Source organism: Chromobacterium sp. CCUG 30098 (assembly GCF_059916605.1).
In genome coordinates this window covers 758,366-772,176 of record NZ_JAUCGS010000001.1, presented here as the reverse complement: position 1 = coordinate 772,176, position 13,811 = coordinate 758,366, and the positions used below count along the sequence as shown (strand labels likewise).

Annotated in this window: 14 protein-coding genes; 6 read left to right on the top strand and 8 right to left on the bottom strand. The window is 64.5% G+C overall.

The features are described 5' to 3' along the window. Window positions 1-2 precede the first annotated feature (2 nt). From QUG03_RS03680 to QUG03_RS03670, 3 genes are all read left to right on the top strand, one after another. On the top strand, window positions 3-548 hold the full coding sequence (locus QUG03_RS03680) for a gamma carbonic anhydrase family protein (protein ID WP_500819399.1): 546 nt from the start codon (window positions 3-5) through the stop codon (window positions 546-548). A gap of 2 nt (window positions 549-550) precedes the next feature. After that, window positions 551-1,078 carry an RDD family protein gene (locus QUG03_RS03675; protein ID WP_227105085.1) on the top strand — a complete coding sequence of 176 codons (528 nt, stop codon included), beginning with the start codon at window positions 551-553 and terminating at the stop codon, window positions 1,076-1,078. Between the two features lie 244 nt (window positions 1,079-1,322). Continuing rightward, window positions 1,323-1,790 carry a DUF1842 domain-containing protein gene (locus tag QUG03_RS03670; RefSeq protein ID WP_043589836.1) on the top strand — a complete coding sequence of 156 codons (468 nt, stop codon included), beginning with the start codon at window positions 1,323-1,325 and terminating at the stop codon, window positions 1,788-1,790. 811 nt (window positions 1,791-2,601) lie between these two features. Here QUG03_RS03670 and QUG03_RS03665 read toward each other — a convergent pair. Further along, a complete protein-coding gene (locus tag QUG03_RS03665) occupies window positions 2,602-2,871 on the bottom strand; it encodes a hypothetical protein (protein WP_227105086.1) in 270 nt (89 codons plus the stop codon). A gap of 324 nt (window positions 2,872-3,195) precedes the next feature. On the opposite strand from QUG03_RS03665, the gene QUG03_RS03660 reads away from it, so the two are divergent. Next, a complete protein-coding gene (locus QUG03_RS03660) occupies window positions 3,196-3,603 on the top strand; it encodes a hypothetical protein (RefSeq protein ID WP_107800679.1) in 408 nt (135 codons plus the stop codon). A 620-nt stretch (window positions 3,604-4,223) separates the two neighbouring features. Here the strand turns inward: QUG03_RS03660 and QUG03_RS03655 are convergent. The 4 genes from QUG03_RS03655 to QUG03_RS03640 all read right to left on the bottom strand — a co-directional run bounded on the left by QUG03_RS03655 (window position 4,224) and on the right by QUG03_RS03640 (window position 9,706). Continuing rightward, the gene (locus QUG03_RS03655) at window positions 4,224-4,778 is read right to left on the bottom strand and encodes an REP-associated tyrosine transposase (RefSeq protein WP_500819398.1); all 555 of its coding nucleotides are present in this window, start codon (window positions 4,776-4,778) and stop codon (window positions 4,224-4,226) included. 76 nt (window positions 4,779-4,854) lie between these two features. Then, on the bottom strand, window positions 4,855-7,665 hold the full coding sequence (locus QUG03_RS03650) for an ATP-binding protein (protein WP_500819396.1): 2,811 nt from the start codon (window positions 7,663-7,665) through the stop codon (window positions 4,855-4,857). Beyond that, on the bottom strand, window positions 7,665-8,429 hold the full coding sequence (locus QUG03_RS03645; RefSeq protein ID WP_107800682.1) for a hypothetical protein: 765 nt from the start codon (window positions 8,427-8,429) through the stop codon (window positions 7,665-7,667). Before QUG03_RS03645 ends, QUG03_RS03650 begins: the two co-directional genes overlap by 1 nt. Beyond that, entirely contained in the window at window positions 8,429-9,706 is a 1,278-nt protein-coding gene (locus QUG03_RS03640) for a hypothetical protein (RefSeq protein WP_500819395.1), read from the bottom strand. Before QUG03_RS03640 ends, QUG03_RS03645 begins: the two co-directional genes overlap by 1 nt. 154 nt (window positions 9,707-9,860) lie before the next feature. Between QUG03_RS03640 and QUG03_RS03635 the strand changes: the two genes are divergently transcribed. Continuing rightward, window positions 9,861-10,988: a succinylglutamate desuccinylase/aspartoacylase family protein gene (locus QUG03_RS03635; protein ID WP_107800684.1), complete on the top strand. Its 1,128-nt coding sequence runs from the start codon at window positions 9,861-9,863 to the stop codon at window positions 10,986-10,988. Window positions 10,989-11,006: 18 nt separating this feature from the next. Continuing rightward, window positions 11,007-11,243 (top strand): putative hemolysin, encoded by a 237-nt coding sequence (locus tag QUG03_RS03630; RefSeq protein ID WP_166453390.1) that lies wholly within the window; start codon window positions 11,007-11,009, stop codon window positions 11,241-11,243. A gap of 111 nt (window positions 11,244-11,354) precedes the next feature. Here the strand turns inward: QUG03_RS03630 and QUG03_RS03625 are convergent, their stop codons facing one another. The 3 genes from QUG03_RS03625 to QUG03_RS03615 are packed head-to-tail and all read right to left on the bottom strand — an operon-like array spanning window position 11,355 to window position 13,537. Beyond that, window positions 11,355-12,122, bottom strand: a complete 768-nt coding sequence (locus QUG03_RS03625) for an ABC transporter ATP-binding protein (protein ID WP_107800686.1) — start codon at window positions 12,120-12,122, stop codon at window positions 11,355-11,357. A 15-nt stretch (window positions 12,123-12,137) separates the two neighbouring features. Next, the gene (locus QUG03_RS03620) at window positions 12,138-12,851 is read right to left on the bottom strand and encodes an ABC transporter permease (protein ID WP_107800687.1); all 714 of its coding nucleotides are present in this window, start codon (window positions 12,849-12,851) and stop codon (window positions 12,138-12,140) included. Further along, window positions 12,848-13,537: an ABC transporter permease gene (locus QUG03_RS03615; protein ID WP_107800688.1), complete on the bottom strand. Its 690-nt coding sequence runs from the start codon at window positions 13,535-13,537 to the stop codon at window positions 12,848-12,850. The genes QUG03_RS03620 and QUG03_RS03615 overlap by 4 nt, the downstream gene beginning before the upstream one ends. Window positions 13,538-13,811: the final 274 nt, after the last annotated feature.

The window sequence follows — 13,811 nt, the reverse complement described above, 5'->3', positions numbered from 1 at the left end:
CGATGAAAAGCAATATCCGCCCTTATGACGGGCATCAGCCGCAGATCCACGACAGCTGCTACATCGACCCGGCTGCCGTGGTCATCGGCGAAGTCTCGTTGGCGGAGGGCGCGTCGGTCTGGCCCTGTGCGGTGATACGCGGCGACGTCAACGCCATCAGCATAGGCGAGAACTCCAACATCCAGGACTTCGCCATGCTGCACGTCAGCCACAGAAGCGCAGCGGACCCCGTCGGCGCGCCGCTGGTGATAGGCCGCAACGTCACCATCGGCCACCACGTCACCCTGCACGGCTGCACCATAGGCGACGAAGTGCTGGTCGGCATCGGCAGCATCGTGCTGGACCGCGCGCTGATAGAACCGCGAGTGCTGATCGGGGCCGGCAGCCTGGTGCCGCCGGGCAAGCGGCTGGAGTCCGGCTATCTTTATCTGGGCAACCCGGTCAAGCAGGCGCGGCCGCTGACCGACAAAGAGCTGGCCTATTTCCAATACTCCGCCGAACACTATCTGCGCGTGGCGGCCAAGCACAAACCCAATCTGGAGGATTGAAGATGCAAGACGGCGCGGAAGAACTGGAATACGTCGGCTTCTGGCTGCGGGTGCTGGCCAGCCTGATCGACACCCTGCTGCTGTGCCTGGCGCTGGCGCCGGCGATCTGGCTGCTGGCCGGCGGCGGCGGCGAAACCCGCCGCGTGGCGGAAAGCGGCGACGGCTGGATGATGCAGGCCTTCATGATGCAAGGCGGCTTCGAATTGAGCCCGCTGGCCGGCCTGATGGTCAACTGGGTGCTGCCGGCGGCGGCGGTGCTGGCTTTCTGGTGGTTCAAGAGCAGCACGCCGGGCAAGATGCTGCTGGGCGCGCGCATCGTGGACGCCAAAACCGGCGCGCCGATGACGCCGATGCAGGCGGCGCTGCGCTATCTCGGCTACTTCGTATCCTGCTTCCCCTTCTTGCTGGGCCTGATCTGGGTGGGCCTGGACGCGCGCAAACAGGGCTGGCACGACAAGATCGCCGGCACCGTGGTGGTGCGGGCCAAGCGCCTGGGCAAACAGCCTGTGCGCTTTGAGCAACAAGCCTGATTTTCCCTCGCACCGCCGGCCCCGGCGGCGCGCTTTCCTGCCCCTTCCCTCCCTAAGCCCGCGCGCAAGCCCCATCTCCTCTTTATTTCCAACTGCCATTAAGTACGGCAGAAAATAAAATCAAAGGTTATATAACTACAGGGCAGCAGCGGTTACCGCCGCGGCTCGCACATCGCCATTGGGCCTGGGCGTCCCACCGGGCGCTCCAACTTCTCTGATGTTATTGATCTCAAGGAGTCCAAACATGACTATCGATCGCGATCAAAAATCCGGCCTGTTCATCGTCAGCTACAACGTCAACAAACCCGGCCAGGCGGGCGGCCTGAACCTGCGGCTGGATCTGACCGTGTACACCCCGTCGCGCCATATCACCGGCCGCGCCACCATCACCCACGCCACGCTGCAGCCGCTGGTGTTCGAGCACCCGATCCAGGGCCGCTACGAAGAGCAGGGCCGCGATATCGAACTGCATCTGGTGGGCGCGCCGCGCCTGCACGAGCAGCACGCGCAAAACCAGGCCCACGCGGCCGGCCACGCGCTGCTGGAACAGTTCTTCTTCGACGGCCAACTGAAAGACGGCTGGCAAGCCGGCAACAACTCCAAGGCGCGCTACGCCTTCTTCCAGAACCAGCAATGGCACGAGCAGCTGGGTCAGGAAGTGCGCCTGGCGGATGAAATCAACAACGCGATCAAAGCGTTGAACCTGCGCTAAGCGCATGCGCCCGGCCCATGGCCGGGCCATCCATCAGTACCCGAAGCCCGCCCCCAGGCGGGCTTTGGGCGTCTTGACGCGGACTCAGGGACGAAGCGGCAAGCGGCAGCGCAGTCATGGCCGGGCCTCCTCAGAGTGCGGAGACGGCAAGGGGGACGGTAATAAGAAATGAGACAAATAGCGGATGAGCATGGGGCCTCCTTCTTCGAAAAGATCGGCCCGGCACCCGTTTCCACTCGGGTGGCGGGCAGGCGGCAGGGGTGGAAAACCGACAAGAAGGCAATCGGCAGGCGCTAGGCCTCCCTGCCACCCCCCGCCTTACAGACGTGGAATGGCTCAGACGCGCGCATACAACGCGTCTGCCTTCTTAACAGCAATACGGGTTTCCACTCCCGGTGCTGCTATGGCGGCAGCACGGCAAGGATTGTTGCTTGCCTGTCCATCAGGGTCAAGGCCATGGCGGCCACTGTTCCCGGCTAAGCAGCGAGAACTCCACCACACATGGGGAAAAACAGGCACGTGACAGGGTTAGCGAACCGGCGCACTGAGAACCGGCAGACCATCAAGGTCTCCCTGCCACTGCCTGCCATAGGAAACACAACTACGTTGCTTTAAATAGATGCGAGAAAACCACTCTCGACAAAGGAATCAATACATTTAGGGCGCCAAATCCGGTTCCGCCAATTGAACGACACGACCAAGATTGTACTTGCCGGTTCATCAGGGCCAAAGCCATGGCGATCAGCGTAAAAATAACACCCCGCCTGGGCGGGGTGTTGGCCTGCAATGGACGAAGGGGCGCGGGAGTCCTTTACCCGTCGCCCTCTTCCCGTCCATCCTCGACATCGTCCTGAGCCGGGAAGAACACATGCTTGAAGACGGCCAGCCGCACCGGGTCCAGCCGCCTTTCCGCGACGCCCAGCACCGCCTCGGGATCGAAGTCATCGCTGGCCTCGTAAACGAAAAACGGCTCCTCATCGTCAAGCTCGTACACCGCAATCCGCAAAACGCCGTTCGGGCGCAGTTCCAGCTTGAGTTGCGCCATGGGGATGGCGCTGCTCACCAAATCGCGTTCTTCCATTTCAAACCCGCTTTCCCACAACGCTCATGCCTCCCTCTCAGCATAGGCCAGAGGCGGCGGGACGCCATCCGCCGTCCAAGCGCGACCCGCCGCGCAAACGCCTCATCAGCGCTTTCTCGCCGCCCGGCCTTAAGGACTGGCATGCGGCGCTTGCTGATAGCCTCGCGCTCGCCTATCTTCACAATCCAAATGGCATTTAAAGACGAAAGATAATTGCCATTTGTATAAATAGGCGACATTTAAGCGCCATTTCACGACGCTAACGCCTCGCCGGCAAGGCCGCTCGCTTGCCGACGGTTCTCAACCATCACCCAAAGGAGCGCCATGCATCCCCCACTCAACTTCCTGTTCCGCCGCGTCGCGGCCTTGCTCGCCGTCAGCGCGCTGTCGCTGACCGCCGGCGGAGCGCTGGCAGCCAATATCAGCGGCAGCCTGCCCAATTACAAGGACAGCGGCATCACCTTCAACTATGTGGAGCAAAAAAGCGGCGGCTCCGGCCCCGGCGCGCGCGGCATTCGCATTTACATCGCCGGCGGCCGCGACCAGAGCTATAAGTTCAGCCCCAATCCCCACGACGATCCCTGGTACAACAAGAACCAGATCAAGTTCTACCGGCAAGCGGCCGAGGCGCTGGCGGACGCCTACCTCGCCAAGAAGCCGAACCCGGCCTTCCCGCGCTACGGCTTCAAGTCCACGATCAACGGCATCGAGTACAGCTACAACCAGCCGTGAGCGACGGCAATGCCCCCAGTTCATCAGCCTGTTTGAGATGACAAGCCATTGGTGGGTATCGCCTGCGGCTCCACCCACCCTACGCGCCGCTCGCCGTAGGGTGGGTGGAGCGAAGCGATACCCACGCGGAAACGCGCTCAACATCGCCGGCCTGTTTGATTACCGATCATTGGCGGGCATCGCCTACGGCTCCGCCCACCCTACGCGCCGCTCGCCGTAGGGTGGGCGGAGCGAAGCGATACCCACGCGGAAACATGCTCGACGCCGCCAGCCTGTTTGATCGCTGATCATTGGCGGGCATCGCCTGCAGCTCCGCCCACCCTACGCGCCGCTCGCCCTAGGGTGGGCGGAGCGAAGCGATACCCACGCGGAAACATGCTCAACGCCGCCGGCCTGTTTGATTGCTAATCATTGGCGGGTATCGCCTGCGGCTCCGCCGACCCCACGCACCGCTCGCCGTAGGGTGGGTGGAGCGAAGCGATACCCACGCGGAAACGCGCTCAACATCGCCAGCCTGTTTGATTGTGAATCATTGGCGGGCATCGCCTACGGCTCCTCCCTCCCTACGCGCCGCTCGCAGTGGCGAGGATGGAGCGCAATCGTACGGAAGCTGGGTCTATCTACTCACTCCTTGTGATCGAATCCCCTCGCTCCCCAAACTCGGCGCCCTCGCCATCTCCCCCGGCCCAATCTTCCGGCAACACGCCATGCCTCACGTAACGATGGAAGGAAGACCATGGCCAGTCCGCAAGTGCGGAGACGTAGCCATGTTTGAGCGGGTTGTTGTGGATGTAATCGATATGGCGGGCAAAGTCTTGCTCATCCCGCAAACGGTGCTCCCAATAACGCCGCTGCCAAACATGTCGCTCGCCCTTGCCACGGCGCGAAGCGGAGATCCGCTCTACCGCCGGCAATGATCGGGTAAACATGGTTTTGATCAAACGCCAACGCAGAGGGTAATCCACGTCAGCAGCCGGCAGAGTCCACACCGTATGCAGGTGGTCGGGCATGATCACGATGGCCTCAACCCGGAAGGGATGGCGGCACAAGGTGTAACGGAAAGCTTCACGCAGGGCCTCAACATGGTCGAGCAGCAAACGCTGTCGCCTATCAGCCAAGTTGACGGTGAAGAACCAGCTGCCGCCGGCGCTGCGGTCGCGTCGATAATTGGACATGGGCTCTCCTGACAGAGCTAGGGTCTGTCCATGCTAACAAGCAAAAGCCGCCCCTAGGGGCGGCTGCGCAGTCTGCTCAAACCGGTTCGCCGCCGTCCGCGCGGCGGCGGGTTTGCAGAATGGGCGGCGCCCATTGCTCTCCCGGCCGCTTCTTGCGGGTGGCCAGCGTCAGCTCCGACGGCGCGAAGATATTGATGTTGTGGGTGTTGGGCGTGGTGATCAGGTACTGCGCCTCGGTGGCTTTGAGGAAGCCGGCGACGCGGTCGATGTTGAAGATGTCCAGGTGGGCGAACGGCTCGTCGATGAAGACGAAGCCGGACGGGTTGGACTCGTCCATCATCAGGCCGATCAGCAGGATCAGCGACTTCATCACCTGCTGACCGCCGGAGGCTTCGCCGTCGTTCATGCCCATCAGGCCCTTCTGGTCGAAGTTGAACTTGAGCACCAGGCCGGCCTGGGCCAGCGCCGCGTCGTCGTTGGACAGCTGCGGCAGTTCCACTTCCACCTGGATGCCGGCCAGTTCGCCCAGGCGCTTGACGTTCTGACCGTAGACGCGGACGGTGGCGCGCAGCTTGCCCATATAGGCGGCGCGCGCTTCGTCGGTGAGTTCGCGCGAACGGTCCACTTCGCTTTGGCGGCGCTGACGCTCGCGGTCCAGGCCGGTCAGGTCTTCCACCAGTTTGTCCTTCAGGGCCAACACGGCTTCGTCCTGCTCCCAGTCTCCGCTTTGCAGCCGCTCTTCCAAGTAATTGAGCTGGTGCTTGGCGTCGGCGGCGGTGTCGAACTCGCTTTCGAGCGCCGCGACGTTATCCGCCGCCAGCGCCGCATCGGGCAAGCGCTCCGCCCATTCGCGCAGCTCGGACAGCAGGCGGCGCACTTGGCGGCGCGCCTGCTCCACTTCCTGCTGTTTTTGGCGGAAGGCGGCCAGGCTGTCCTGTTCGCGCTGGCAGACGCGGTCGTGTGCCAGCCTTGCGTCGCTGTAGCGTTGGTCGGCGGCTTCCTTCTCCGCGCTGACCAGGCCCAGCGCCGCGCCCAGGCGGGCGATTTCGCTTTCCAGTCCCTGCTTGCGCGTTTCCAGCGCGGCGAACTCTTCGGCGCGGCTGTCCAGCTGGCGGATGGCGTCCATGCCGCCCAGGTATTCGGCCAGGCCGGCGGCTTCGCGCGTGGCGGCCACCAGCCGCTCTTCATCGGCCAGGATGCGGGTGTTCAGCGCTTTCAATGCCTCGCGCACCGCCAGCAGCCGCGATTGGCGGGCGGCTTCGCCGAAGGCGAACTCATGCGCCGGCACGCCGATGTGGCGCGCGCCGCGGCGTTCGCGGAAATAGCCGTCGCGGGTGATCCAGTCGCCGCTGACGTCGGCGCCCTGCTCGGCGTCGTCGACGCGGCTGACGCTGTTCAATTGCCGATACAGCCATTCCGGCGCGTCGGCGGAGAAGCGCACCACTTCCATCAGGCTGCCGGCGTTGGCGCGCGGCGGGCTGCTGCGCTCCGGCACCACGAAGTGGCGGTAGCGCAGTTTCTCGCCGATGCGCCAGGCTTCGCGGCGGTCGGATTCGCGCTCCAGCAGCACCACGTGGCGATAGCCGCGCAACAGCGCTTCCACCGCCGCCTGCCAGTTGGGGTCCAGCACTTCCACGATGTCGGACAACATCAGGTGGCCGATGCCGGCCTCGTCCAGCGCGGCCTTGAACTGGCGCACGTCTTCCGGCGCGCGGCCGCGGCCTATCTCCAGCGCCTCCAGGTGCTGGGAGCTATCCTGGCGCTGCTTTTTCAGTTCGCGCAGGCCGTCTTTCAATTGCTCGGCTTCGCCGCGCAAGGCGGAGAGCTTGTCGGCCAGTTGGGCGGCGTCGGCGCCGTATTCCTTGCTGGCCAAGGCTTGCAGCCGGTCGCGTTCCTTGAGCTGGCCGGCCACGCCGGCGTGTTCGCCCTTGGCCGCCATAAAGGCTTCCTGCGCGCCGACGCGGGCGGTTTCGGCCGCCTTGCGCGAGGCGTCGGCGGCCACTTCCGCCGCCTTGAGCTTGGCCACCAGTTGCAGGGTGTCGGCGTGCTCGCCCTGGGCCTGGTTCAGCGTGTGGAAGTTGCCGCGGTAGTTTTTCCAGACATTGCCGAGCGCGGACTTGGCGTCCAGATAGGCCAGCACCGGCAGCGCCTCGTCGCGCAGCCGGGCGATGCCGGTTTGCAACTGCCGCCATTCCAGATAGCGGTTGGCGCGGGTCTTCATGGTTTCCACCCGCGTCTGCAGCGCTTCTTCCTGACGGCTCAGCGATTCCAGCTCCAGCTCGGTGGCGCGCTGCTCGTCGCGGGCGCGCTGGTAGTTGTCCAACACGTCCTTGTCGCCGAAGACCTGAAACACCAGGTCCAGCAGTTGGCGCGGGCTGTATTCGGTGAGCTTGTCGGTGTCGCCCTGTTCCAGCGCCAGCACTTCGGCCACCGCCGGGGTCAGGCCGGCCATTTCCAGCCGGCGGCGGTATTCCTGCACGCCCATCCATTGGGCCTGGCCTTCGGCCAGCTCCAGCGGCACGTCGCCGTCCAGGATGGCGTAGTGGCGCACCCAGTCCCCGCCCTGTTTCTTGACCCGGCACAGCAGGGTGACGGCGTCCGCGACGATGGGGAAGAAGGGGGTCGGATACAGGCCGCCGCTGGGGCGGCGCGGATTGTCCACCACGCCGCGCAGATAGGCGAAGGGTTCCTTATTGTTGCGAACGTAGCGCTTGTAATCGCGCTTGCCCGAGCATTTGATCGCCAGCAGGGTGCGCATCGCGTCCAGCAAGGTGGTCTTGCCGGAGCCGTTGGGGCCGATGATGGTGACGATCTGCGCGTCCAGCGGCACGGTCAGCCGCTGCCAGAAGTCCCAGTGCACCATTTCCACCGATTTCATCTGGAACATCAGCGCGTCTCCTCGTGGGCCGCGTCCTCGTCCGGCGGCAGGTCAAACAGCGGGCCGGCGGAGTCGTCCGCCTCCGCGGCGGCGTCCAGGCCGTCCTCGGCCGCTTCCGCGCGCTTGTCGGCCAGCGCGTCGCGGCCTTCGCGGCGCAGCAGCACGTCGGCCAGCGCGCCTTCGATGATGCGCGGCGCCAGCTGGGCGTAGTCGATCATCAGGTCCAGCATCGGCCCTTCGTCCAGCCAGCGGTTGCGGCGCACGATGAAGCCCAGGTTGACCAGGCGGCCCAGGTTGGCGTTGAAGCGGGTGCGGCCGCCCAGCGCCTTGCCGAAGTCCGCGTAGAGCGCGTCCTCGGACACCCCGGTGGACACGGCCTCGCCGGTTTCCAGCGGCTTTTGCGCGCCGAACATATCGCTCTGGTTTTCCTTGCCGGCTTCCACGCGGGCGATCTGGCGTTCGCGCTTGGGCAGGATGATCAAGGACCACAGGATGACCAGCAGCGCCACGCCGTCGCGCGGCAGGCCCAGATTATTGTTGAGCCAGGCGTCGCCGGAGCCGAACACCGGTTCGGTCATTTCCGGCAGCAAGGCCACGGCGAGGTGTTCGGCGTAGGGGTTCTCCACCAGGCGCAGGCCGACGGCCGCCAGGCTCTTGTCCAATTCCAGGCGGAAGCTGTCGTCCAGCAGCGCCTTCTTCGCCAGCGCGTCGCCGCGCGGCACCACCCGATGCGCCAGCAGACGGGCGGTCAGGGTTTTGATTTCTGTTTCCATTAAGAACCTTTTTGGGCCGCGGCCACCAGTCTCGCGTCGGACAGCGACGCCACTTCCGGGTGGTCCGGCTCGATCACGCTCTCGCCGCCTTGCAGCCTGAACGGCAGCTTGGCCAGCGCGGCGACGATGCTTTGGTCGTTGCTGGTTTCCGGATCCCCGATCAGGGACAGCAGCGACAGCCGATAGGCGGTTTCGTTGTAGCTGTCGGCCAGCACCGCCTGGCTGATGTGGGCGTCGGCCGCGCCGGACATGCCCAGTTCCAGCAAGGCGTCGTACATGGCCTCGGCCTCCAGCAGGCGCTCCATTTCCGGCGCGTCGGCCAGCGGCGCGGCTTCTCCGCCCGGCAGCGTCATGGAGCCGGCCTTGGCGCGCTCGCGCGCCAGCAGTTCGAATTCGGCCACGTCGGCCAGCTCCGGCGTGGACAGGAAGGCGGGCTCGGGGGCGATGGACAGACAGGCGTCCAGCTTGTGCGCCAGCTGGCCGGCCGCCATGCGGCGCAGCCAGTCGGCGATGTCGGTGGAGGTCAGGCCGGAGCCGCCCAGATGCACGCGCTGCGCGGCCAATTGCGCCAGCCGGCGCTCAAACGTGCCGGCCAGGGCCAGCATGCGGCTTTGCGCCAGCGCGATGGCCTGGGCCTGGTTGAGCACCAGCAGGCTCAGCGTGTCGTCCTGGGTCAAGCTCTTGACCACCTCGGTGGATTTGGCCACCCAGCGCCATACCGCTTCCAGGCGGTGCTGGGCGGCGCGGATGCGGAATTCCGACTGCGATTCCAGCGCTTCTTCAAATTCCGCGTACAGCTCGTTCAGGCGCGCCAGCAGGTGTTTGAGCGCTTCGTCGGAAACCTGGCCCACCGCCTGGCCGGCGGCCACCTGGCTGGTCAGATAGCCCAGCTCCACGTCGTCGCCGGCGAAATCCACCATGGTGGCCAGCGCCGCCAGCGCGACGCGCGCGCCTTCGGACAACTGGTAGACGCCGCCGTCGCTGTCGTAGACCAGCAGGCCGCCTTCGCGCAACCGGCCCAGGATGGTGGCCAGCTTGGTGTCGTTCAGATAGGCGAAACGCTGGGCGATTTCCTGCGGCGTCCATAGCGGCGCTTCGGCGCGGCCGCCCAGTTCCCGCAACACCAGCAGCCGCATCAGCACTTCTTCGTCGCCGCCGCGGAACAGGGTGACGAAGACGGCGAGATAAGGCCAGGCGCCGGTCAGGCGCGACACCGCCTGCAAGGAGGCGGGCTCGATGCCGGGCTGGAAGAAGTCGGAGAGAGAATCCAAAGGCACTCCACCACGCGCGCGGGCGTGGAATGGCAAAAGCCATGATTGTCCGGGGGGCATGCTCGTTCGTCAACGCATGTCCGCTCGGCGGCCCTATCTTGCCCGGGCCGGTTTGGCATAAGATTCGACGACAGAGCCGCACACCGCAAGAGGAGAACCCATGTACACCCACCGCCAGCCCTTGCTGTCGCCCAGCCTGGGCAGCCAGCGCGACCTGACCAGCTTCCATTTCGGCGTGCCGCAAAGCGGCCAGAAAATCTATATCCAGGCCAGCCTGCATGCCGACGAGCTGCCCGGCATGCTGACCGCCTGGCATTTGAAGCAAGGCTTGCAGCGGCTGGACGCCGCCGGCCTGCTGCGCGGCGAGGTGATCCTGGTGCCGGTGGCCAACCCCATAGGCCTGAACCAGAACCAGAGCGAGAAGCCGCTGGGACGTTTCGACCTGCAAAGCGGTCAGAACTTCAACCGCTATTACCCGGTGCTGTCCGAGCCCATTTTCGAGGCGGTGAAAGCGCAGCTGGGCCGCGACGGCAAGGCCAACACCGCCTTGATCCGCGCGGAGGCGCGCCAGCAATTGGGCGCGCTGCGCGCCGACAGCGAGCTGCAATCGCTGCGCCACACGCTGATGAAGCTGGCTTTCGACGCCGACGTGGTGCTGGATCTGCATTGCGACTGCCGCGCCGGCCTGCACCTGTACACCGGCACCCCGCTGTGGGAACAGTGCGAGCCGCTGTCGCGCTATCTGGGCGCTTGCGCCACCTTGCTGGCCACCGATTCCGGCGACCATCCCTTCGACGAAGCCTGCGGCCAGCTGTGGTGGCAGCTGCGCGACCTGGCGGCGGCCGAGGGCCTGGACGTCCAGATCGACATGGCCTGCCTGGCGGTGACGGTGGAACTGCGCGGCGAAATCGACGTCCATCACGATTACGCGCGCCGGGACGCGGAAGGCATCCTCAACTTCCTGCGCCACCGCGGCGTGATCGCCGAAGCCGCGCCGCCGCAGCCGGAACTGCCCTTCCCGGCCACCCCGCTGGCCGGCTCGGAAAACCTGTACGCGCCGCACGCCGGCGTGGTGGTCTACCACGCCCAACCGGGCAGCGAGGTGGCCAGCGGCGAACTGCTGGCCGAGGTGATAGACCCGATAGGCGACCGCTGCAGCGAGATCCGCGCCAACCGCCCCGGCATGTTGTACGCCACCAGCGCCCGCACCTACACCACCACCGGCCTGTCGCTGGCCAAGGTGGCCAGCCGCGAGGCCTTCAAATCCGGCAAGCTGTTGTCGGCCTGATACTGAAAGGAAAACCGCATGAGAATCTTGATATGCGCCGCCGCGCTCTTGGGCCTGAGCGCCTGCAGCCAGACCAAGCCGCCGGAGCGCCCCGCGGTGGGCATGGCCAATCCGGCCTCCGTGTATTGCGGGGAAAAGGGCGGCAAGCTGTTGCCGCAAAAAGACGCCCAGGGCAATGAGTACGCGCTGTGCCAGCTGCCGGACGGCCGCACGGTGGAGGAATGGACGCTGTTCCGCGCCGATCATCCCCAGTAAACCGGCTTATCCACAGCCAACGGCCAAACTCAAACTTATCCACAAAAGCCAAACCCGCCGGCCATCGCGCGCCGGCGGGTTTGCTCTTTCTTCAGCGGGGCCGGGCTAGGCTTACTTCAGGCTGCCCGACAGGAAGGCCTTCAAGCGCTCGCTCTTGGTGTTGCCGAACACCTCGTCCGGGCAGCCCTCCTCCTCCACCCGTCCCTGGTGCAGGAACATCACGTGATTGGACACATTGCGGGCAAAGCCCATCTCGTGGGTGACCACGATCATGGTGCGGCCCTCCTCGGCCAAGGCCTGCATCACTTTCAGCACCTCGCCCACCAGCTCCGGGTCCAGCGCCGAGGTGGGTTCGTCGAACAGCATCACTTCCGGCTCCATCGCCAGCGCGCGCGCAATCGCCACCCGCTGTTGCTGACCGCCGGACAGATGCGCCGGGTACTTGTCCTGCGCGCGCTCGTCCAGGCCCACTTTGCGCAGGTATTTGACCGCGCGCTGGGTGGCCTCCTCCTTGGAAATCCCCAGCACGTGCACCGGCGCCTCGATGACGTTTTCCAGCACCGTCATGTGCGCCCACAGATTGAAGTGCTGGAACACCATGGCCAGCTTGGTGCGCATGCCCTGCAATTGCTTCTGGTCCGCCGGCGTCAGTTCGCCGTTCTTGGTGGCGGCCAGACGGATGGGCTCGCCATTGAGGCTGATGCTGCCCTGGTTCGGTTTTTCCAGGAAGTTGATGCAACGCAGAAAGGTGCTTTTGCCGGAGCCGGATGAGCCGATGATGCTGATCACGTCGCCGGCCTTGGCGGTCAGCGAAACGCCCTTGAGCACTTCGTGGCTGCCGTAGCTCTTGTAGATGTTCTGGATATTCAGCTTGTCCATCTTCTAGTCCGTTTCTCAGGTTTTCGCCGGCTGCAAATAAGCCAGCCATCTGGTCTCGGCCTTGCGGAACAGGCCCACCAGGATGAAGGTGACGCCCAGATAGATCAAGGCGGCCAGGCCGAAGGCGTTGAAGGAGTCATAGGTGGCGGCGTTGACGTCGCGCGCCACTTTCAGAATGTCCGGCACGGTGGCGGTGAAGGCCACGGTGGTGGCGTGCAGCATCAGGATCACTTCATTGCTGTACGCCGGCAACGCGCGGCGCAGCGCGGACGGGATGATCACTCTTCGGTAAAGAGTGAACTTGCTCATGCCGTAGGCGCGCCCGGCCTCGATTTCGCCGTAAGGGGTGGCCTTGATCGCGCCGGCGAAGATCTCGGTGGTGTAAGCGCAGGTGTTGAGCGCGAACGCCAGGATGGTGCAGTTGTAGCCTTCCCGGAAAAAGTGGTTGAGGAAGCCCACTTCCCGCACCACGTCCAGGCTGTACATGCCGGTGTAGAAGAACAGCAGCTGCACGTAGAGCGGCGTGCCGCGGAACACATAGGTGTAAAACCAGACGCTGCGCGCCAGCCATTTGACCTTGGACACCCGCGCCACCGCCAGCGGGATGGACACGATGAAGCCAAAGGCGATGGACAGCACCAGCAGCCACATGGTGACGGCGAGGCCGGACAAATGGTAGCCGTCCGACCACAGGAAGGGACGCCAGTATTGCTGAATGATGTCTATCATAGCTCGGCCTCCCGCACGCCCATGGAATAACGGCGTTCCAGCCACATCAACACGAAGTTGGACACCGTGGTGAGCAACAGATAGATCGCCCCGGCCACCAGGGTGAAGAAGAACACTTTGTAAGTGCTCTTGCCGGCGTCTATCGACACTTTGACCACGTCGGTCAGGCCGATGATGGACACCAGGGCGGTGGCTTTCAGCATCACCTGCCAGTTATTGGAAATGCCGGGCAACGCGAAACGCATCATCTGCGGGAACTGGACGCGGGAAAACACCTGCCAATGGCTCATGCCGTAAGCGGTGCCGGCTTCCAGCTGGCCCTTGGGCACGGAGATGAAGGCGCCGCGCAGCGTTTCGGTGAAATAAGCGCCGTAGATAAAGCCCAGGGTCACCACGCCGGACACGAAGGGATTGAGGTCAATCCGTTCCATGCCCTGCCATTCGGTCAGATGATTGATGCCGATCTGCAGGCTGTAAAAAATCAGCAGCATCAGCACCAGATCCGGCACGCCGCGAATCAGCGTGGTGTACAAGGTGGACACGCCGCTCAGCAAGGGATTGCTGGACAGCTTGGCCCCGGCCCCGATAAGGCCGATGAGGAAGGCCAGCAACAATGACAACACCGCCAACTCCAGCGTCACCAGCGTGCCGTCCCAGATAATGGAACCGAATCCATGCAAAAACATGCTCTTCCCCTTTCAGGGCGGCGGCGCGCGCCGAACCGGCCCTGACTTGCGCAAAAGACGAGCCGCCGACAAAACGGATGGCCCACTCCGGCCACGGAGGCGCTGCGGGTTCCAATGCAGCGGTTTTGTCGGCGGCTTGCGGCTTAGAACATGTTTACGATCCGCGGCGCGTCGTGGACGCCTTAGGCGATGAGGACTCTGGCTCGCAAGATCGTAAACACACTCTTAGAGCCCGTTCAAAGCCTGCCGCGCGGCGGCCTTGCATGCTTGAACG

Excerpts from the sequence above, each read along its gene's own strand:
- QUG03_RS03680 (WP_500819399.1), top strand. The coding sequence starts at position 3 with ATGAAAAGCAATATCCGCCCTTATGACGGGCATCAGCCGCAGATCCAC.
- QUG03_RS03675 (WP_227105085.1), top strand. The coding sequence starts at position 551 with ATGCAAGACGGCGCGGAAGAACTGGAATACGTCGGCTTCTGGCTGCGG.
- QUG03_RS03670 (WP_043589836.1), top strand. The coding sequence starts at position 1,323 with ATGACTATCGATCGCGATCAAAAATCCGGCCTGTTCATCGTCAGCTAC.
- QUG03_RS03665 (WP_227105086.1), bottom strand. The coding sequence starts at position 2,871 with ATGGAAGAACGCGATTTGGTGAGCAGCGCCATCCCCATGGCGCAACTC.
- QUG03_RS03660 (WP_107800679.1), top strand. The coding sequence starts at position 3,196 with ATGCATCCCCCACTCAACTTCCTGTTCCGCCGCGTCGCGGCCTTGCTC.
- QUG03_RS03655 (WP_500819398.1), bottom strand. The coding sequence starts at position 4,778 with ATGTCCAATTATCGACGCGACCGCAGCGCCGGCGGCAGCTGGTTCTTC.
- QUG03_RS03650 (WP_500819396.1), bottom strand. The coding sequence starts at position 7,665 with ATGTTCCAGATGAAATCGGTGGAAATGGTGCACTGGGACTTCTGGCAG.
- QUG03_RS03645 (WP_107800682.1), bottom strand. The coding sequence starts at position 8,429 with ATGGAAACAGAAATCAAAACCCTGACCGCCCGTCTGCTGGCGCATCGG.
- QUG03_RS03635 (WP_107800684.1), top strand. The coding sequence starts at position 9,861 with ATGTACACCCACCGCCAGCCCTTGCTGTCGCCCAGCCTGGGCAGCCAG.
- QUG03_RS03630 (WP_166453390.1), top strand. The coding sequence starts at position 11,007 with ATGAGAATCTTGATATGCGCCGCCGCGCTCTTGGGCCTGAGCGCCTGC.
- QUG03_RS03625 (WP_107800686.1), bottom strand. The coding sequence starts at position 12,122 with ATGGACAAGCTGAATATCCAGAACATCTACAAGAGCTACGGCAGCCAC.
- QUG03_RS03620 (WP_107800687.1), bottom strand. The coding sequence starts at position 12,851 with ATGATAGACATCATTCAGCAATACTGGCGTCCCTTCCTGTGGTCGGAC.
- QUG03_RS03615 (WP_107800688.1), bottom strand. The coding sequence starts at position 13,537 with ATGTTTTTGCATGGATTCGGTTCCATTATCTGGGACGGCACGCTGGTG.